The sequence below is a fragment of the Mycolicibacterium palauense genome, from assembly GCF_002592005.1.
GTDB classification, from domain to species: domain Bacteria; phylum Actinomycetota; class Actinomycetes; order Mycobacteriales; family Mycobacteriaceae; genus Mycobacterium; species Mycobacterium palauense.
The window spans coordinates 1-17,676 of the sequence record NZ_NVQF01000102.1 but is presented as its reverse complement, the minus strand read 5'-3'; the positions used below and the strand labels follow the sequence as shown (position 1 = coordinate 17,676).

Here is a 17,676-nt window from a genome sequence, read left to right as displayed (position 1 = left end):
TGCAGCCACCGCGCCCGCTGTTCCTCGGTGGCGAACAGGTGCAGCGTCTCCATGTTGCCGGTGTCGGGGGCCGCGCAGTTGATCGCCTCCGGGGCGATCTCGGTGCTCCACCCCGAGATCTCGGCCAGGCCCGCGTACTCCAGGTTGGTCAGACCGGACTCCGAGGGCAAAAACAGGTTCCACAGGCCCCGCTCGCGGGCCAGAACCTTGAGCTCCTCGACCACGGGAGGCACCGTGAAATCCTGCGGGCCGGCCTGGGCGCGGTACTGCTCGTAGGAGACCTCCGCGGGCAGGACATGCTCGACCATGAACTCGGTGAGCCGTTTCTGATAGTCCTGAGCCTTGGCCGACAGCGCGAAGTCCATACAGCGTCCCTTCCGGTACCCGACCATCGGCGTTGGTCGGACTCGCTCCCACACCATATGACACGTGTCCAGGCGGCATCGGAGGGCGTCAGAGTCGGTGCCGGGGGCCGTCGGGGACCGCCCGGAACGGCTCCCGGAACAGGCCCCGGAAGGGGGACCGCGACCGCGCGCGTGGCGCGGCGGTCGGCGGCCCGGACGGCTCGTCAGGCAGCCGTGGGGTAGACCCCGGCGGCGACGGCGCGCTGCACGTCGACGGTGACCGGCTCGACACCGGTGGCCAGGGTCTGCAGTTGTGTGTTGGCCGGATCGGCGGAATGTCCGGCGGATGCCGGGTAGGTGGGCACGGCCGCACCGGCCGTCGTCTCGGCCACGATGGCCGTGCCGGTGAACATCCCGGCGGCCAGCATCGGAATCGCCAGGGCACCGATGATGCGGCGAGTCTTCTGGTTCATGTCGACCTCCTGTGTCCGACCGGCCCGGCGGATTCGGCCCGGTTCCTGGTGTTCCTGCCCTGCTGGCATCGACTATTCCGCACCCGGGTGCCCGTCGTCTGTCCGCCGAACGGACCGCGAATGGGATGAACCGGGTTGTCCCCCAATCGGTGGACATGGCGCACCCGGTACTCCGGGCGGGCATTCTGTGCGAGGCTGCCAGCCATGGTTGCGACGGCGGGTGGCCGGGGAGGAGACCCGGATGACGCGGCCCCGGAGAACGGGTCCGTGCGGGTGGTCGTGGGCGACGACCACCCGTTGTTCCGCGAGGGTCTGGTGCGTGCTCTCGCGGGAAACGAGACCGTCGACGTCGTGGGTGAGGCCGAGGACGGCGTCGCCGCCCTGGCGCTGATCCGGCAGCACCGGCCCGACGTCGCGCTGCTCGACTACCGGATGCCCGGGATGGACGGCGCCGCGGTGGCCGCCGCGGCCCGCCGCGACGACCTGCCCACCCGGGTGCTGCTGGTGTCGGCGCACGACGAGGCCGAGATCGTCTACCAGGCACTGCAACAGGGGGCGGCCGGGTATCTGCCCAAGGACTCCACGCGCGCCGAGATCGTCGAGGCGGTCCTCGACTGTGCCCGCGGGCGCGATGTGCTCTCACCGCGGCTGGCCTCCGGACTGGCCGGCCAGATCCGCCGCCACGCCGAGCCGGCCAGGCCCGCGTTGAGTCCCCGCGAGGCGGAGGTGCTGCGCCTGATCGCCACGGGCCGAAGCGTTCCGGCGATCGCCGAGGAGCTCTACCTCGCCCCGTCGACGGTCAAGACGCACCTACAGCGGCTCTACGAGAAGCTCGAGGTGCGCGACCGTGCCGCCGCCGTCGCCGAGGCCATGCGCCGTGGCCTGGTGGACTGACCCGCTGCCCGCCGCGCGCCGCGCGCTCGGCCATCTCGGTGCCGAACCCGTTCGGGTGTCGGCGATCCTGCGCCTGCCGCTGATCGCCCTGATCGGTCTGCTGGTGTACGTCCGCGGCGTCGAACACTGGCTGCCGACGGCCTACCTGGCGGTGTTCCTCGTCTATGCGGTGGCAGCGGTCGGGTGGCTGGTGCTGGTGTCCGGCCGCGCCATGCCGCGCTGGGCCGACTGGGCGCCCGCCTATGTCGACGTGCTCGTCGTGTCCTCGCTGTGCGTCGTCTCCGGGGCCGCCACCCTCGAACTGCTGCCGGTGTTCTTCATGATCCCGGTCTCGGTGGTGTTCCTGGAACGTCCGCGGCTGGTGGCCGTGCTGGGCGTCGGTGCCGCGGTGGGCTACCTGCTGGCCTGGTTCGTCTACGCGCGGCGCGAGGCGGTTCTCGACCTCGCGCCGGTGATCTATGTGCAGGTGGGGTGTCTGCTCTGGTTCGCCGCGGCCACCACGGCGCTGTGTCTGGTGCTGACCCGCCGCGCGCGCCGGGTTCGGGCCCTGGTCGATGTGCGGCGCACGCTGGTCTCCGAGGTGATGAATGCCGAGGACCGCTACAACCGGCAGGTCGCCGAGCAACTGCACGACGGCCCGTTGCAGAACCTGCTCGCCGCCCGGCTGGATCTGGAGGAGCTGCGCGAGCAGCCCGGCCAGGCGGCGCTGCAGCGCGTCGACAACGCCCTGCGGGAGAGCGTAACCGCGTTGCGCGCCACGGTGACCACCCTGCACCCGCAGGTGCTGGCCCAGGTCGGGCTCACCGCCGCGGTGGCCGACCTGGCCCGCCGGTACACCCCGCCCGGTGGGCCCGTCGTCGACGCCGAGATCGAGGAGGTCGGCCGGCCGGCGGGCCAGGAGCTGCTCTACCGGGCCGCGCGCGAGCTGCTGGCCAACGCCCGCAAGCACGCCCGGGCCCGGCATGTCCGGCTCCGGCTTTCCCGCGGCGCGGGAACGGTGCTGCTCAGCGTCGCCGACGACGGCGTCGGCTTCGACCTCGCCGCGCTGGACGGATGCGTGGCCGCCGGGCACATCGGGTTGTCCTCGCTGCTGGTCGGCATCGAGGCGATGGGCGGTTCGGTGCAACTGACCTCCGAGCCCGGGGCTGGTACGACGGTCGTCGTCGCACTGCCCGACACCAGGCCCGAATCGGTGCCCGGCACCAGGCCCGACGGCGAGCTCAACGTGTCGTGAGCCCGCGCGCGATGACCAGCCGCTGAATCTGGTTCGTGCCCTCGAAGATCTGGGTGATCTTGGCCTCGCGCATCAACCGTTCGACCCGGTAGTCGCGCGTGTAGCCGGCGCCGCCGAACACCTGCACGGCGTCGGTGGTCACCTTCATCGCCGCATCGGTGGCCACCAGCTTGGCCACGCTGGCCTGCTGCGAGTAGGGCAGGTCGCGGTCCTTGCGGCGGGCGGCGTCGAGGTAGGTGGCGCGTGCCGAGGTGACCGCCGCGGCCATGTCGGCGAGCAGGAAGCCCAGGCCCTGGTGGTCGATGATCTTGCGGCCGAACGTGGTTCGTTCGTTGGCGTAGCGGACGGCCTCGTCGAGCGCGGCCTGCGCGATCCCGACGGCCACCGCGGCGATGCCCAGCCTGCCGGAGTCCAGCGCGCTGAAGGCGATCGGCAGACCCTGGCCCTCACCGCCGATGAGCCGGTCGGCCCCGATGTGGGCCTGGTCGTAGAAGGCCGACGTGGTCGGGACGGCGTGCAGGCCCATCTTCTCCTCGGGCTTGCCGAACGACAGCCCGGGCAGGTCCCCGGGCACCAGGAAGCACGACACCCCCCGTGACCCCTCGCCGGTCCGGGCGAACAGGGTGTAGAAGTCGGCCACGCCGCCGTGGGTGATCCAGGCCTTCGAACCGTTGAGGGTGTAGCCGTCGCCGGTGGGGGTGGCCGCGCAGCGCAGCGCGGCGGCGTCGGAGCCGGCCTGCGGCTCCGACAGGCTGTAGGCGCCGATCTGCTCTCCGGAGAGCATGCCCGGAAGCCAGCGCTGCTTCTGTTCTGCGGTACCGAAGCTCAGCAGCGGGTGCGAGGACAGGCTGTGCACGCTGACTGCGACCGCCACCGCGGCCCAGCGGGCCGCCAGCTCCTCCAGCACCTGCAGATAGACCTCGTAGGGCTGTCCGCCGCCGCCCCACTCCTCGGGCTGGGGCAGGCTGAGCAGCCCGGCGGCACCGAGCTGGGCGAACACCCCCTCGGGATAGCGCTCGGTGCGCTCGTGTTCGTCGACGATCGGATCCAGGATCTTGTCGGCGATTTCGCAGGTCAGCGCGAGTAGGTCCGCGGCGTCATCGGACGGCAGCAGGCGGTCGACACCCATCGTTTGCATCTCCTAGTTTTCGACCCCTGAACTGTATCGATGCGGAGCGTCCGGCTTCGTCCGGGAACCCGTTTGCGGTTATGGTGCTGATCATTCGATGGGATCCGCGGGGTGATGCCGTGGGCGCAGCACGCCGAGAACACGACAGATAGAGATTCAACTCGCCATGACAGAAGTGGACTCCGGCGCTGCGCGCCGGGAGACGAAGACGGGGTCGGTCAGCGTCGGTGTGGTTGCCGAATCCGGTGCCGATGAACGACGCGTCGCGCTGGTCCCCAAGGCGGTGGCGGCACTGGTCAAAAGTGGTGTGTCCGTCGTGGTGGAGGCCGGCGCGGGGGAGCGTGCGCTGCTGCCCGACGAGCTGTACACCGAGGCGGGAGCCACCGTCGGCGATGCGTGGGCGGCCGACGTGGTGGTCAAGGTGGCGCCGCCGAGCGCCGAGGAGGTCGCCCGGCTGCACAGCGGGCAGACCCTGATCGGCTTCCTGGCCCCGCGCAACGCCGACACGCAGATCCCGGCGCTCAAGGCCGCCGGGGTGCAGGCGTTCGCGGTGGAGGCGATCCCGCGGATCTCGCGCGCCCAGGTGATGGACGCGCTGAGTTCACAGGCCAACGTCGCCGGCTACAAGGCGGTGCTGCTGGCGGCCTCGGAGGCCACCCGCTTCTTCCCGATGCTGACCACGGCGGCCGGCACCGTCAAACCGGCCACGGTGCTGGTGCTGGGCGTGGGCGTGGCGGGCCTGCAGGCGCTGGCCACCGCCAAGCGACTGGGCGGCCGCACCACCGGCTACGACGTGCGTCCCGAGGTGGCCGATCAGGTCCGATCGGTCGGTGCCCAGTGGCTGGACCTCGGTATCGACGCGGCCGGTGAGGGCGGCTACGCGCGGGAGTTGACCGACGACGAGCGCGCGGCCCAGCAGAAGGAGCTGGAGAAGGCGATCACCGGATTCGACGTGGTCATCACCACCGCGCTGGTGCCGGGGCGGCCGGCGCCGCGGCTGGTGACCGCGGCCGCCGTCGAGGGGATGAAACCCGGCAGTGTGGTGGTGGACCTGGCCGGGGAGACCGGCGGCAACTGCGAGCTGACCGAACCCGGGCAGACGGTGGTGCGTCACGGGGTCACCATCGCCTCGCCGCTGAACCTGCCGGGCACCATGCCCGAACATGCCAGCGAGCTGTACGCGAAGAACCTGACCTCGCTGCTGGAACTGATGATCAAGGAGGGCGCGCTGGTGCCCGACTTTGACGACGAGGTGCTCGCCGCCTCGTGTGTGACCCGGGAGGCCGAATAGCCATGTACGACCAATTGCTGGCCAACCTCGCGATCCTGGTGCTCGCCGGGTTCGTCGGGTTCGCCGTCATCTCGAAGGTGCCCAACACCCTGCACACCCCGCTGATGTCGGGCACCAACGCCATCCACGGCATCGTGGTGCTGGGCGCGCTGATCGTGCTGGGCAACCTGCCGGCCGACGCCAACTGGGGGGTGCGGATCATCGCGTTCGTCGCGCTGATCTTCGGCACCCTCAACGTCATCGGCGGCTTCCTGGTGACCGACCGGATGCTGGGCATGTTCAAGGGCCGCAAGCCTGAGAACGCCGGGTCGAAGGCCGGAGCCGACCAGTGACCGCAGCGACGATCAACTACGGGGTCAACGCGCTCTACATCGTCGCGTTCGCCCTGTTCATCCTGGGGCTGTCCGGGCTGACCGGCCCGAAGACGGCGGTGCGCGGCAACTGGATCGCCGCGGCCGGCATGGGTCTGGCGGTGGTGGCCACCCTGATCAAGGTGCGCGACACCGCGGCCATCAACTGGATCCTCATCGCGGCCGGTCTGCTGATCGGCGTGGTGCTGGGTGTGCCGCCGGCCAAGAAGACCAAGATGACCGCGATGCCCCAGCTGGTGGCGCTGTTCAACGGTGTCGGTGGCGGCACCGTGGCGCTGATCGCCTGGGCGGAATTCATCGAGACCGACGGCTTCTCCCACTTCCGGCCGGACCAGACCCCGACCGTCGCGCTGGTGGTGGGATCGCTGTTCGCCGCGATCGTCGGCTCGGTGTCGTTCTGGGGCTCGCTGGTGGCGTTCCTCAAACTGCAGGAGTCGATCCCCAAGAACGTCGAGAAGACGCTGGTCCGCTCGGCCAAGCTGTTCCAGGCCGCCAACATCGTGCTGCTGCTGGTCGCGGTGGCGGTGGCCGTCTACATCGGCCTGAACTCCGCCCCCGGCAACCAGACCAGCGTGTGGTGGATCGTCGCGGTGCTGGTCGCCGCGGGGATCATGGGTCTGTTCGTGGTGTTTCCCATCGGCGGTGCCGACATGCCGGTGGTCATCTCCCTGCTCAACGCGATGACCGGGCTGTCGGCCGCGGCGGCGGGCCTGGCGCTGAACAACACCGCGATGATCGTCGCGGGCATGATCGTCGGCGCCTCCGGTTCGATCCTGACCAACCTGATGGCGGTGGCGATGAACCGGTCCATCCCCGCCATCGTGTTCGGCTCGTTCGGTGGCGGCGCCGACGTGGCCGCAGGGCCGGGCGGGGAGCAGGGCACCGTCAAGGCCACCAGCGCGGCCGACGCCGCGATCCAGATGGCCTATGCCAACCAGGTCATCGTGGTGCCCGGCTACGGGCTGGCGGTGGCGCAGGCCCAGCACGCGGTCAAGGAGATGGCCGAACTGCTCGAGGGCAAGGGGGTGGAGGTCAAATACGCCATCCACCCGGTGGCCGGCCGGATGCCCGGGCACATGAACGTGCTGCTGGCCGAGGCCGACGTCGCCTACGACGCGATGAAGGAGATGGACGACATCAACGGGGAGTTCGCCCGCACGGATGTCACCCTGGTCATCGGCGCCAACGACGTGACCAACCCGGCGGCGCGCAACGACCCGAGTTCACCGATTCACGGTATGCCGATCCTCAACGTCGACCAGTCCAGGAGCGTCATCGTGCTCAAGCGGTCGATGAGTTCGGGCTACGCCGGGATCGAGAACCCGCTGTTCTTCGCCGACCAGACCTCGATGCTCTTCGGTGACGCCAAGAAGTCGGTGGGCGAGGTCATCGAGGAACTCAAGGCGCTCTAGAAGGCGCTCTAGACCAGCTCCACCACCTCGGCGATCGACGGCAGCACCCGTCCGGGCCGGAACGGGTACCTGTCGATGTCGGCCTCCGAGGTCGAGCCGGTGAGCACCAGGATGGTGTCCAGCCCGGCCTCGATTCCGGCGACCACGTCGGTGTCCATCCGGTCGCCGATCATGGTGGTGTTCTCCGAGTGTGCCGCGATGCGGTTGAGCGCACTGCGGAACATCATCGGGTTGGGTTTGCCCACGAAGTAGGGGTCGCGGCCGGTGGCCTTGGTGATCATCGCGGCCACCGACCCCGTCGCGGGCAGCGGGCCCTCGGCGGAGGGGCCCGTGACGTCCGGGTTGGTGGCGATGAACCGGGCGCCGGCCCCGATCAGCCGCACCGCCTTGGCGATCGCCTCGAAGGAGTACGTCCGCGTCTCGCCGAGCACGACGAAGTCGGGTCCGGTGTCGGTCAGGGTGTAGCCGACCTCGTGCAGGGCGGTGGTCAGCCCCGCCTCGCCGATGCAGTACGCCGAGCCGCGGGGGAGTTGGTCGTGCAGGAACGTGGCCGTGGCCAGGGCGGAGGTCCAGATGCGGTCCTCGGGGACCGTCAGCCCGGACCGCGCCAACCTGGCGGCCAGGTCGCGCGGGGTGAAGATCGAGTTGTTGGTCAGGACCAGGAACGGACGTTCCTTGTCGGCCAGGCGCTGCAGGAAGTCGGCGGCGCCGGGCAGGGCGTGCTCTTCACGGACGAGGACACCGTCCATGTCGGTGAGCCAGCATCGGCCGGCGTCGTGCTGGCCGGCGCTGTGCTGATCGGCGCTGTGTTGGTCGGCGCTGTGTTGGTCGGCGTCGTGTTGATCGGCGCTGTGCACTGGTGCCCGATCCACCCTGCGGGGGTGGCTCTACACCGGGGGGTAGGCGGGCGGCGGATAGACCCCGCGCAGGGCCCAGGGCAGCCAGGAGAAGAAGTACTCGATCTCGTCGCTTGCGTCGTAATCCGGGTTCGGATCCACCGCCCCACCTCCTCATGACAGCCGTCACGGCAGTCTATCCCCGACGGTGGCCGCGCAACACCGGGTTCGGTCGGGCCTAAACTATCCAACTAGTTGATTGATCGGCCGCCGCGACGGTGTTGCGACGGCCCCGCAAGCAGAGAGTAAACAATGGCGTCTGAGAACGGGTTGACCCGCCGCGAGGAGCTCCTGGCCGTGGCCACCAAGCTGTTCGCCGCGCGCGGCTATCACGGGACCCGGATGGACGACGTGGCCGATGTGGTGGGCTTGAACAAGGCGACCGTGTACCACTACTACGCCAGCAAGTCGCTGATTCTGTTCGACATCTACCAGCGCGCCGCCGAGCGCACCCTGGCCGCCGTGCACGACGATCCGTCCTGGACCGCGCGCGAGGCGCTCTACCAGTACACGGTGCGCCTGTTGGAGCAGATCGCGGAGAACCCGGAGGGCGCGGCGGTCTACTTCCAGGAAGAGCCCTACATCAACGAGTGGTTCACCACGGAGCAGGTCGCCGAGGTCCGGGAGAAGGAGACCCAGGTCTACGAGCACGTGCACGGGCTGATCGACCGCGGTATCGCCAGTGGCGAGTTCTACGAATGCGACTCGCACGTGCTCGCGCTGGGCTACATCGGTATGACGCTGGGGGCCTACCGGTGGTTGCGCCCGCACGGCCGGCGCAGCGCCCAGGAGATCGCCGCGGAGTTCAGCACCGCGCTGCTGCGCGGCCTGATCCGGGACGAGGCCGTACGCGCGCACTCGCCGCTGGGCGAGTCGACGGCGGCGGGGGCATAGGGCCTGGGTAGTGGGGCCTGGGTAGTGGGCCTGGGGTACGGCAGGGCGGACGCCCGCATCCGGACCGCCCCTCTTAGGATCACCGAATGCCGATCGTGAGCAAGACCGTCGAGGTCAACGCCGACGCGGAGGCGATCATGAGGATCGTCGCCGACTTCGAGGCCTACCCGCAGTGGAACGAAGAGGTCAAGGGCGCCTGGATCCTGGCCCGCTACGACGACGGACGGCCCAGCCAGCTGCGCCTGGACACCTCCGTGCAGGGCATGGACGGCACCTACATCCAGGCCGTCTACTACCCGGGGCCCAACCAGATCCAGACCGTCATGCAGCAGGGCGAACACTTCTCCAAGCAGCATCAGGTGTTCTCGGTGGTGGCGATGGGGCCCACCTCGCTGCTCACCGTCGACATGGACGTCGAAACGACGATGGCCGTGCCTCAGATGATGGTGAAGAAGGTCGTCAACGACGCCCTGGAGCACCTGGCCAACAACCTCAAGGCCCGCGCGGAGTCACTGGGCGCCTGATCGACCCGGCTCCGGAGCGGGGGTCTCCCACAGGCCGCTGTCCTCGAGCACCTCGGTGAGTCGGCGGGCCCCGTCGGTGAACTGCCATTCGGTCAGCCGGACCACCTCGGCGGTGTCGCGGGCGCGCAGCGCCGCGATCAACAGGCGGTGGTTCTCCACGGCGTCGGCGCCCCAGCCCGGGTCGGTGGCGTAGAGCAGATGCGGCGTGTAGCGCGTTGCGTGCAGCAGGAACCAGGCCAGCTTGAGCCGGTCGGCGGCGTGGTTGAACGCCCGGTGGAACTCGAACTCGGTGGCGGTGATGGCGGTCGCGTCGGCGGCGGCCACGGCATCGGCGAGTTCGTCGCCCAGCCGCTCCAGCTCGTCGATCTCCTCGTCGGTCATCCGGGCGCAGGCCGAGGCGGCCAGCTCCTTGGCGATCGTGGACTGCAGCCAGAAGATGTCCTGCACGTCGGTGCGGCTCAACGGGAGCACGACGTGCCCGCGGTGCGGCTCGAGGTCGACCATCCCTTCGCCGCGCAGCGTCAGCAGCGCCTCGCGCACCGGGGTGATGCTCACGCCCAACTCGGCCGCGGTGTCGTCGAGGCGGATGAATGTGCCCGGCCGGAGCCGCCCGGTCATGATGGCGCCGCGCAGGTGGCTGGCCACCTCCTCGGAGAGTTGAGCCCGCCGGACGCCCTTGGTGGCGCCGCGCTGCGTCCGTGCCCGAACCGGTGCCTTCACGTGATCCCCCGGTGGTCGGTTGGTCTTGTCTTGCCTGATCGTGGCGCCCATACTGTGACCGGCGCAACAACATGTTTGATCAAATGTAAGATCCTCGCAAGTTCTGCAACGAGAGGGGATTGTCGTTGACCGCACAGCTGAGCACCGCAACGGGTACCGCAACGAACACCGAGACCGGACACACCGGGACCGCCGAGCAGCCCTATCTGTCCCGTCGCCAGAACTGGAACACCCAGCTCGCACGGCACGCCCTGATGCAGCCCGGCGCCACCGCGCTGCGGTTCATGGGCAAGACCACCACCTGGGGTGAGCTCGACCGGCGTGTCACCGCGCTGGCCGACGCGTTGGCCAAGAACGGGATCGGCGCCGGGGACCGGGTGATGATCCTGATGCTGAACCGGCCCGAATTCCTCGAAGCGATGCTGGCGGCCAACCAGCTGGGTGCGATCGCGGTCCCGGTCAACTTCCGCCTGACCTCCCACGAGCTGGCGTTCCTGGTGGAGGACTGCGAGTCGCGGGTCATCATCACCGAGACGGTCCTGGCCCAGGTGGCCACGGCCGTGCGCGAGTTGGCGCCGCTGGCGCAGACCATCGTGGTCGCCGGGTCTCCCTCCGACGACGGCACGCTGGGCTACGAGGAGTTCCTGGCCCAGGAGGCCGATCCGCATCCGGTCGCCGACGTTCCCAACGACAGCCCGGCGCTGATCATGTACACCTCGGGCACGACGGGCCGGCCCAAGGGGGCGGTGCTGACGCACACCAACCTCACCGGGCAGACGATGACGATGCTCTACACGGGCGGCGCCGACATCAACAACGACGTGGGATTCATCGGGGTGCCGCTGTTCCACATCGCCGGGATCGGCAACCTGCTCGTGGGTCTGACCCTCGGCGTGCCCACCGTCATCCACCCGCTGGGCGCCTTCGACCCCGACCAGCTGCTCGACGTGCTGGAGGCGGAGAAGGTCACCGGGGTGTTCCTGGTTCCGGCCCAGTGGCAGGCGGTCTGCGCCGCACAGCAGGCCAAGCCCCGGAGCCTGCGGCTGCGCACGCTGTCGTGGGGTGCCGCGCCGGCATCGGACACGCTGCTGCGCCAGATGTCGGAGATCTTCCCGGACAGCAAGATCCTGGCGGCCTTCGGCCAGACCGAGATGTCGCCGGTGACCTGCATGTTGTTGGGGGAGGACGCGATCCGCAAGCTCGGGTCGGTGGGCAAGGTGATTCCCACGGTCTCGGCGCGCATCGTCGACGAGAACATGAACGACGTGCCCGTCGGCGAAGTCGGCGAGATCGTCTATCGCGCGCCGACGCTGATGGCCGGCTACTGGAACAACCCGCTGGCCACCGCCGAGGCGTTCGACGGGGGCTGGTTCCACTCCGGGGACCTGGTGCGGGCGGACTCCGAGGGCTACGTGTGGGTCGTCGACCGCAAGAAGGACATGATCATCTCCGGGGGCGAGAACATCTACTGCGCCGAGGTGGAGAACGTGCTGGCCGCGCATCCGGCCATCGTGGAGGCCGCCGTCATCGGCCGGCCCGACCCCCGCTGGGGCGAGGTCCCCGTTGCTGTGGTTGCCGTCTCCGCGTCGTCTCTGAGCCTGGAGGACCTCGAGGAGTTCCTCGACGACCGGTTGGCCCGCTACAAGCGGCCCAAGGCGCTGGAGATCGTCGAGGCTCTCCCGCGTAATCCGTCTGGCAAAGTGCTCAAGACCGAATTGCGGACTCGTTTTTCTGCGCCGGGAGAGGGGCATTCTCCCCGGTAAAACCGCTGCGTGGAAAGGCTTTTGTTGGCGCCGGGCGAATGATTGACGGCAGCGCTAAATTTGCGGGGCAGTGGCGGGAAGGTTAATCGCACGGATGCTGTGCAGGGCCGGAGGGTCATCGGGTACATTCCTGTGGTCCGCCTTACTACTCAGGAGTAGGAACGCGGCTGTCACGGACTTCGGGTCGGGCGAAGGAGGGGACGTGCAAATCGTCTCGCCGTTGCGCGATCCAGTGCGCGGCCCCGTGCAGGTCCCCTTGCATGTTGCTGCACGGGCGGTCCACCCGCGGGTCGTCGCGTGACCGCGTCGACGGGTGGCCTCACCGGCTGGGTGGCCGATCAGCTCCGCACACCGCTGGAGCTCGTCGGCGGTTTCTTCCGGATGTGCGTGCTCACCGGTAAGGCCGTGCTGAGGCCCTTCGAGTGGCGCGAGTTCATCCTGCAGAGCTGGTTCCTGATGCGGGTCGCATTCCTGCCCACGCTGGCGGTCTCGATCCCGTTGACGGTGCTCATCATCTTCACCCTCAACATCCTGCTGGCCGAGTTCGGTGCCGCCGACGTCTCCGGTGCCGGCGCGGCGCTGGGTGCGGTCACCCAGCTGGGGCCGCTGGTGACGGTGCTCGTGGTGGCCGGGGCCGGGTCCACCGCGATCTGTGCGGACCTGGGCGCGCGGACCATCCGCGAGGAGATCGACGCCCTGGAGGTGCTGGGCATCGACCCCATCCGCCGGCTGGTGCTGCCCAGGGTCGTCGCCTCGACCTTCGTGGCCTTCCTGCTCAACGGTGCGGTGATCACCATCGGGCTGGTCGGCGGATTCATCTTCGGTGTCTACATCCAGAACGTGAACGCCGGGGCCTACGTCTCCACACTGACCCTGATCACCGGGCTGCCCGAGGTCATCATCTCGATCGTGAAGGCGCTGACCTTCGGTCTGATCGCCGGGCTGGTCGGCTGCTACCGGGGGCTGACCGTCTCCGGCGGCGCCAAGGGGGTCGGTACCGCGGTCAACGAGACGCTCGTGCTGTGCGTGGTGGCCCTGTTCGCCGTCAACGTCGTCTTGACCACCATCGGCGTCCGGTTCGGGACGGGGCACTGAGGTGGGCACCGACATGGGCACTGAGGTGGGCACCGAGATGGGCGGGTTTCCGGCATGACCGCGACACAGGTCCTCCGCAGCCGGTTTCCCCGGGCCTACACCGACGTCACCCGGGTGGTCGGCGCGCCGGCGCGATTCCTGGACATGCTGGGCCATGTCGCGTGGTTCGTGGTCACCGCGATCGGCTCCATACCGCACGCGCTGCGCTTCTACCGGCGCGAAGTGCTGCGCCTGATCGCCGAGATCGGCATGGGCACCGGAGCCATGGCTGTCATCGGGGGCACCGTGGCCATCATCGGCTTCGTGACCCTGAGCGCGGGCTCCCTGATCGCCATCCAGGGTTTCGCCTCGCTGGGCAACATCGGGGTGGAGGCCTTCACGGGCTTCTTCGCCGCCCTGGCCAACGTGCGTGTGGTCGCACCGATCGTCACCGGGCAGGCGCTGGCGGCCACGGTCGGGGCCGGTGCCACCGCCGAGCTGGGGGCCATGCGGATCAGCGAGGAGATCGACGCGCTGGAGGTCATGGGCATCAAGTCGGTGTCCTACCTGGTGTCGACGCGCCTGCTCGCCGGGGCCGTGGTGATCATCCCGCTGTACGCCATGGCGATCCTGCTGTCCTTCTTCTCCGCGCAGATGGTGACCACGGTCTTCTACAACCAGTCCACGGGCACCTACGACCACTACTTCAACACGTTCCTGCGGGTCGACGACGTGATGTACTCGTTCATCGAGGTCATCATCATGTCGGTGATCGTCATGCTCAACCACTGTTACTTCGGCTACTTCGCCAGCGGCGGCGCCGTGGGCGTCGGCGAGGCGGTGGGCAAGTCGATGCGGACCTCGCTGGTGGCCATCGTGTGTGTCGTCCTGTTCGCCTCGTTGGCCCTCTACGGGGTCGACCCGAACTTCAACCTGACGGTGTAGCGCCATGACGAACATGGAGCAGGTCAGGGCCCCGCAGAACTCGACCCGTATCCCGCCCTACAAGGTGGCCGGCCTGGTGCTGCTGTTGTTGAGCGTGGTGGTGCTGGTGGCGGTGTGGATCCAGTTCCGCGGCGGGTTCACCGCGACGACCCCGCTGATCCTGGAGAGCAAACGCGCCGGGCTGGTGATGGACCCCGGCTCCAAGGTCACGTTCAACGGTGTCCAGATCGGCCGGGTGGCCGCCGTCGAACCGCTGGAGCGCGACGGGACGACGATCGCGCAGCTGCGCCTGGACATCACCCCCAAATACGTCGACCTCATCCCGGCGAACGTCAATGCCGAGATCGCGGCCACCACCGTCTTCGGCAACAAGTACGTCTCGTTCACCTCGCCGGACAACCCCGTTGCGGCGCGGGTGAGCGCGGGTGAGGTCATCCAGGTCAAGGGCGTCACCACCGAGTTCAACACGTTGTTCGAGACCATCACGTCGATCTCGGAGAAGGTCGACCCGGTGAAGCTGAACCTCACCCTCTCGGCGACCGCGGAGGCGCTGACCGGCCTGGGAGAGAAATTCGGCCAGTCGCTGGTCAACGGCAACGCCATCCTCGACGACGTCAACCCGCGGATGCCGCAGGTGCGCCGGGACCTGCGGGGTCTGGCGGATCTGAGCGAGGTGTACTCGTCGGCGGCGCCGGATCTGTTCGACTCGCTGGACAGCGCGGTGACCACGGCCCGCACGCTCAACGCCCGGCGCGGCGACCTGGATGCCGCCCTGCTGGCCGCCGTCGGATTCGGCAACACCGCCGGCGACGTCTTCGAGCGCGGCGGCCCGTATCTGGTCCGCGGGGCCGCGGACCTGGTGACCACCGCGGCGACCCTCGACGAGTACAGCCCGGAGTTGTTCTGCACGGTCCGCAACTTCGCCGAGGTGGCGCCGAAGGTGGCGGCTTCCCTTGGCGGCAACGGTTATTCGCTGGACACCAACACCACGTTCCTGGGTACCGAGAATCCCTACGTCTACCCGGACAACCTGCCGCGGGTGAACGCCAAGGGCGGGCCCGGCGGTGCGCCGGGCTGTTGGCAGCCGCTCACCCGTGACCTGTGGCCGGCGCCCTACCTGGTGATGGACACCGGAGCCTCCATCGCCCCGTACAACCACTGGGAGCTGGGCCAGCCGATCCTGACCGAGTACGTCTGGGGCCGGCAGGGCGGGGAGAACACGATCAACCCATGAAAATCACCGGAACAGTCCTCAAACTCGGCGCCTTCTCGCTGGTGCTGCTGGTGTTCACCGGGATCATCATCATCGTCTTCGGCCAGATCCGGTTCGACCGCACCAGCTCCTACAGTGCGGAGTTCAGCAACGCGAGCGGCCTGCGGTCGGGCCAGTTCGTCCGCGCCTCCGGCGTCGAGGTCGGCAAGGTCTCCGAAGTGGAACTGGTCGACGGGGGCCAGCGGGTGCGCGTGCACTTCAACGTCGACCGGTCCCTGCCGCTGTACCAGTCCAGCACCGCCGAGATCCGCTATCAGGATCTGATCGGCAACCGCTACCTCGAACTCAAGCGGGGCCAGGGTGAGGGGTCCGACCGGATCCTGCCGCCCGGCGGGCTCATCCCGTTGTCGCGGACCCAGCCCGCGCTGGACCTCGACGCGCTGATCGGCGGGTTCAAGCCGCTTTTCCGCGCCCTGGATCCGGAGAAGGTCAACGCCATCGCCTCCTCGATCATCACCGTGTTCCAGGGGCAGGGCGGCACCATCAACGACATCCTGGATCAGACCGCCTCGCTGACCGCCGCGCTGGCGGACCGTGACCAGGCCATCGGCGAGGTGATCGACAACCTCAACACCGTGCTGGCCACCACGGTCAAGCACCAGAAGCAGTTCGACGACACGGTCAACAACTTCGAGGTGCTGATCACCGGGCTCAAGGATCGGTCCGGCGAGATCGCCGACGCCACCGCCAACATCAGCAATGCCGCGGGCACACTGGGCGACCTGCTGGCCGACAACCGCCCCGTGCTCAAGGACACCGTCGGGCATCTGGAGACCATCCAGAAGCCCCTGGTCGACCGCCAGGACGAGGTCGACGACGTGCTGACCCAGCTGCCCTCCGCGCTGAAGCTCATCGGCCGCGCCGGCGGGATCTACGGCGACTTCTTCAACTTCTACCTCTGCGACCTGACGCTGAAACTCAACGGTCTGCAGCCCGGCGGCCCGGTGCGCACGGTCAAGGTCTTCTCCCAGCCGACGGGCAGGTGCACGCCGCAATGAGAACGCTGGAAGGGCCGAACCGGATCCACAACGGCGTCCTCGGCATTCTGATCCTGGTCCTCGTCGTCGGGGTGGGCCAGAGCTTCGCCAGCGTCCCGATGCTGTTCGCCTCGCCGACCTACTACGGGCTGTTCAAGGACTCCGGCGGCATCAACCCCGGGGACAAGGTGCGGATCTCGGGTAAGGACGTCGGCGTGATCCGGTCGCTGGCCATCGAGGGCGACCATGTGCGGATGGGATTCTCGCTGGGCGGCAACGAGATCGGCACCGACAGCCGGCTGGCGATCCGGACCGACACCATCCTGGGCAAGAAGGTTCTGGAGATCCAGCCGCGCGGCCGGCAGGATCTGCGGGCCAACGGAACCCTGCCGATCGGGCAGAGCACCACGCCGTACCAGATCTACGACGCGTTCTTCGACGTCACCAAGGCCGCCGCGGGCTGGGACATCAGCACCGTCAAGCGCTCCCTGAACGTGCTGTCGGAGACCATCGACCAGACCTATCCGCACCTGTCGGCCGCCCTGGACGGGGTGGCCCGGTTCTCCGACACCATCGGCAAGCGCGACGAGCAGTTCAAGCAGCTGCTGGCCAACGCGAACAAGGTCGCCAGCGTGCTCGGCAACCGCAGTGAGCAGATCAACCAGCTCTTCGTCAACGCCCAGACCCTGTTGGCCGCGGTCAACGCCCGCGGCGCGGCGATCGACTATCTGCTGGAGAACGTCTCGGCGGTCTCCCGGCAGTTCCAGGGGCTGGTCAACGACAACCCGAATCTCAACCACGTCCTCGAGCAGCTGCGGGTGGTCAGCTCGCTGCTGGAGAAGCACAAGTTCGACCTCGCCGACGTGCTGACCACGCTGAGCAAGTTCACCGCCTCGCTGGCCGAGGCACTGGGCTCCGGGCCGTACTTCAAGGTGCTCATCGTCAACCTGCTGCCCGGGCAGGCGGTGCAGCCGTTCATCGACGCGGCGTTCAAGAAGCGCGGGATCGACCCGCAGGAGTTCTGGCGCAACGCGGGGTTGCCGGCGTTCCAGTTCCCCGACCCCAACGGGCAGCGCCAGCCCAACGGCGCCCCGCCGCCGGCACCGCGGGTGCTGGAGGGCACGCCGGACCATCCGGGTCCGGCGGTGCCGCCCGGTTCGCCGTGCTCCTACACCCCGCCGGCGGACGGCATCCCCTCGCCGGGCAACCCGCTGCCGTGTGCGGCCCTGACCACCGGGCCGTTCGGCGACAACCCCTACGGCCCCAACTACGGCCCACCCCAGGGTGTTCTGACGTCGCCGCCGAACCCGGACGCCGGCCCCCCGGCCCCGGGCCTGCCGATCGCCGCGGAGCCGGGCCAGCCGGCACCGACGGTGTCCGGCACACCGGTGCCCATCGGGGAGGGGCCGCTCAATTCGCGCACCGTGCCGCTCGGACCGGCCCCCGGCCCCGCCCCGGCCCC

The 17,676-nt window shown here is 69.0% G+C and carries 17 protein-coding genes and 2 pseudogenes; 13 read left to right on the top strand and 6 right to left on the bottom strand.

Annotation, left to right across the window (positions count from 1 at the left end; all coding sequences use genetic code 11):
* Positions 1-365 (bottom strand): annotated as a pseudogene (locus tag CSR00_RS26225) (acyl-CoA dehydrogenase); the annotation flags it as partial.
* A 203-nt stretch (positions 366-568) separates the two neighbouring features.
* Positions 569-817 carry a hypothetical protein gene (locus CSR00_RS26220; protein ID WP_099025325.1) on the bottom strand — a complete coding sequence of 83 codons (249 nt, stop codon included), beginning with the start codon at positions 815-817 and terminating at the stop codon, positions 569-571.
* A gap of 204 nt (positions 818-1,021) precedes the next feature.
* On the opposite strand from CSR00_RS26220, the gene CSR00_RS26215 reads away from it, so the two are divergent.
* Complete coding sequence (locus CSR00_RS26215; RefSeq protein ID WP_099025324.1) at positions 1,022-1,711, top strand: response regulator; 690 nt, start codon at positions 1,022-1,024, stop codon at positions 1,709-1,711.
* Positions 1,695-2,945 (top strand): sensor histidine kinase, encoded by a 1,251-nt coding sequence (locus CSR00_RS26210; protein ID WP_245906560.1) that lies wholly within the window; start codon positions 1,695-1,697, stop codon positions 2,943-2,945. The genes CSR00_RS26215 and CSR00_RS26210 overlap by 17 nt, the downstream gene beginning before the upstream one ends.
* Here CSR00_RS26210 and CSR00_RS26205 read toward each other — a convergent pair.
* On the bottom strand, positions 2,932-4,074 hold the full coding sequence (locus tag CSR00_RS26205) for an acyl-CoA dehydrogenase family protein (protein WP_099025323.1): 1,143 nt from the start codon (positions 4,072-4,074) through the stop codon (positions 2,932-2,934). The two genes, CSR00_RS26210 and CSR00_RS26205, sit on opposite strands and share 14 nt — an antisense overlap.
* Before the next feature lie 166 nt (positions 4,075-4,240).
* Between CSR00_RS26205 and CSR00_RS26200 the strand changes: the two genes are divergently transcribed.
* From CSR00_RS26200 to CSR00_RS26190, 3 genes are read left to right on the top strand one after another with little or no spacing between them, the layout of a single operon-like run.
* A complete protein-coding gene (locus tag CSR00_RS26200) occupies positions 4,241-5,365 on the top strand; it encodes a Re/Si-specific NAD(P)(+) transhydrogenase subunit alpha (protein ID WP_099025322.1) in 1,125 nt (374 codons plus the stop codon).
* Between the two features lie 2 nt (positions 5,366-5,367).
* The gene (locus tag CSR00_RS26195) at positions 5,368-5,697 is read left to right on the top strand and encodes an NAD(P) transhydrogenase subunit alpha part 2 (RefSeq protein ID WP_099025321.1); all 330 of its coding nucleotides are present in this window, start codon (positions 5,368-5,370) and stop codon (positions 5,695-5,697) included.
* A gap of 11 nt (positions 5,698-5,708) precedes the next feature.
* Positions 5,709-7,148, top strand: a complete 1,440-nt coding sequence (locus CSR00_RS26190) for an NAD(P)(+) transhydrogenase (Re/Si-specific) subunit beta (RefSeq protein WP_099025329.1) — start codon at positions 5,709-5,711, stop codon at positions 7,146-7,148.
* An 8-nt stretch (positions 7,149-7,156) separates the two neighbouring features.
* Here CSR00_RS26190 and CSR00_RS26185 read toward each other — a convergent pair whose 3' ends face one another.
* Together CSR00_RS26185 and CSR00_RS26180 are read right to left on the bottom strand one after the other, a co-directional pair.
* Positions 7,157-7,897 (bottom strand): HAD-IIA family hydrolase, encoded by a 741-nt coding sequence (locus CSR00_RS26185; RefSeq protein ID WP_099025328.1) that lies wholly within the window; start codon positions 7,895-7,897, stop codon positions 7,157-7,159.
* 138 nt (positions 7,898-8,035) lie between these two features.
* Positions 8,036-8,146 (bottom strand): annotated as a pseudogene (locus CSR00_RS26180) (CAP domain-containing protein); the annotation flags it as partial.
* Positions 8,147-8,296: 150 nt separating this feature from the next.
* Between CSR00_RS26180 and CSR00_RS26175 the strand changes: the two are divergent.
* Together CSR00_RS26175 and CSR00_RS26170 are read left to right on the top strand one after the other, a co-directional pair.
* Positions 8,297-8,938 (top strand): TetR-type transcription factor C-terminal domain-containing protein, encoded by a 642-nt coding sequence (locus tag CSR00_RS26175; RefSeq protein WP_099025319.1) that lies wholly within the window; start codon positions 8,297-8,299, stop codon positions 8,936-8,938.
* A gap of 86 nt (positions 8,939-9,024) precedes the next feature.
* Positions 9,025-9,462, top strand: coding sequence for an SRPBCC family protein (locus tag CSR00_RS26170; RefSeq protein WP_099025318.1), 438 nt, complete (start codon positions 9,025-9,027; stop codon positions 9,460-9,462).
* On the opposite strand, the gene CSR00_RS26165 is transcribed toward CSR00_RS26170, so the two are convergent.
* Positions 9,448-10,182: a GntR family transcriptional regulator gene (locus CSR00_RS26165; RefSeq protein WP_245906558.1), complete on the bottom strand. Its 735-nt coding sequence runs from the start codon at positions 10,180-10,182 to the stop codon at positions 9,448-9,450. The two genes, CSR00_RS26170 and CSR00_RS26165, sit on opposite strands and share 15 nt — an antisense overlap.
* A 125-nt stretch (positions 10,183-10,307) precedes the next feature.
* Here CSR00_RS26165 and fadD5 point away from each other — a divergent pair, with 125 nt between their 5' ends.
* The 6 genes from fadD5 to CSR00_RS26135 form a co-directional block, all read left to right on the top strand.
* Entirely contained in the window at positions 10,308-11,945 is a 1,638-nt protein-coding gene (gene fadD5 / locus CSR00_RS26160) for a fatty-acid--CoA ligase FadD5 (RefSeq protein WP_407662527.1), read from the top strand.
* A gap of 297 nt (positions 11,946-12,242) precedes the next feature.
* The gene (locus CSR00_RS26155; protein WP_099025316.1) at positions 12,243-13,040 is read left to right on the top strand and encodes an MlaE family ABC transporter permease; all 798 of its coding nucleotides are present in this window, start codon (positions 12,243-12,245) and stop codon (positions 13,038-13,040) included.
* 54 nt (positions 13,041-13,094) lie between these two features.
* Entirely contained in the window at positions 13,095-13,964 is an 870-nt protein-coding gene (locus CSR00_RS26150) for an MlaE family ABC transporter permease (protein ID WP_099025315.1), read from the top strand.
* A gap of 13 nt (positions 13,965-13,977) precedes the next feature.
* Positions 13,978-15,198 carry an MCE family protein gene (locus CSR00_RS26145; protein WP_099025326.1) on the top strand — a complete coding sequence of 407 codons (1,221 nt, stop codon included), beginning with the start codon at positions 13,978-13,980 and terminating at the stop codon, positions 15,196-15,198.
* The gene (locus CSR00_RS26140) at positions 15,195-16,235 is read left to right on the top strand and encodes a virulence factor Mce family protein (protein WP_099025314.1); all 1,041 of its coding nucleotides are present in this window, start codon (positions 15,195-15,197) and stop codon (positions 16,233-16,235) included. The genes CSR00_RS26145 and CSR00_RS26140 overlap by 4 nt, the downstream gene beginning before the upstream one ends.
* The coding region (locus CSR00_RS26135) for an MCE family protein (protein ID WP_141564492.1) at positions 16,232-17,676 on the top strand (1,445 nt) is incomplete at its 3' end. The genes CSR00_RS26140 and CSR00_RS26135, both read left to right, overlap by 4 nt.

Bases quoted from the DNA above. Each gene is read 5' to 3' on its own strand.
- CSR00_RS26185 (WP_099025328.1), bottom strand. From the start codon at position 7,897: ATGGACGGTGTCCTCGTCCGTGAAGAGCACGCCCTGCCCGGCGCCGCC.
- CSR00_RS26215 (WP_099025324.1), top strand. From the start codon at position 1,022: ATGGTTGCGACGGCGGGTGGCCGGGGAGGAGACCCGGATGACGCGGCC.
- CSR00_RS26170 (WP_099025318.1), top strand. From the start codon at position 9,025: ATGCCGATCGTGAGCAAGACCGTCGAGGTCAACGCCGACGCGGAGGCG.
- CSR00_RS26175 (WP_099025319.1), top strand. From the start codon at position 8,297: ATGGCGTCTGAGAACGGGTTGACCCGCCGCGAGGAGCTCCTGGCCGTG.
- CSR00_RS26150 (WP_099025315.1), top strand. From the start codon at position 13,095: ATGACCGCGACACAGGTCCTCCGCAGCCGGTTTCCCCGGGCCTACACC.
- CSR00_RS26195 (WP_099025321.1), top strand. From the start codon at position 5,368: ATGTACGACCAATTGCTGGCCAACCTCGCGATCCTGGTGCTCGCCGGG.
- CSR00_RS26220 (WP_099025325.1), bottom strand. From the start codon at position 817: ATGAACCAGAAGACTCGCCGCATCATCGGTGCCCTGGCGATTCCGATG.
- CSR00_RS26200 (WP_099025322.1), top strand. From the start codon at position 4,241: ATGACAGAAGTGGACTCCGGCGCTGCGCGCCGGGAGACGAAGACGGGG.
- CSR00_RS26145 (WP_099025326.1), top strand. From the start codon at position 13,978: ATGGAGCAGGTCAGGGCCCCGCAGAACTCGACCCGTATCCCGCCCTAC.
- CSR00_RS26140 (WP_099025314.1), top strand. From the start codon at position 15,195: ATGAAAATCACCGGAACAGTCCTCAAACTCGGCGCCTTCTCGCTGGTG.
- CSR00_RS26205 (WP_099025323.1), bottom strand. From the start codon at position 4,074: ATGGGTGTCGACCGCCTGCTGCCGTCCGATGACGCCGCGGACCTACTC.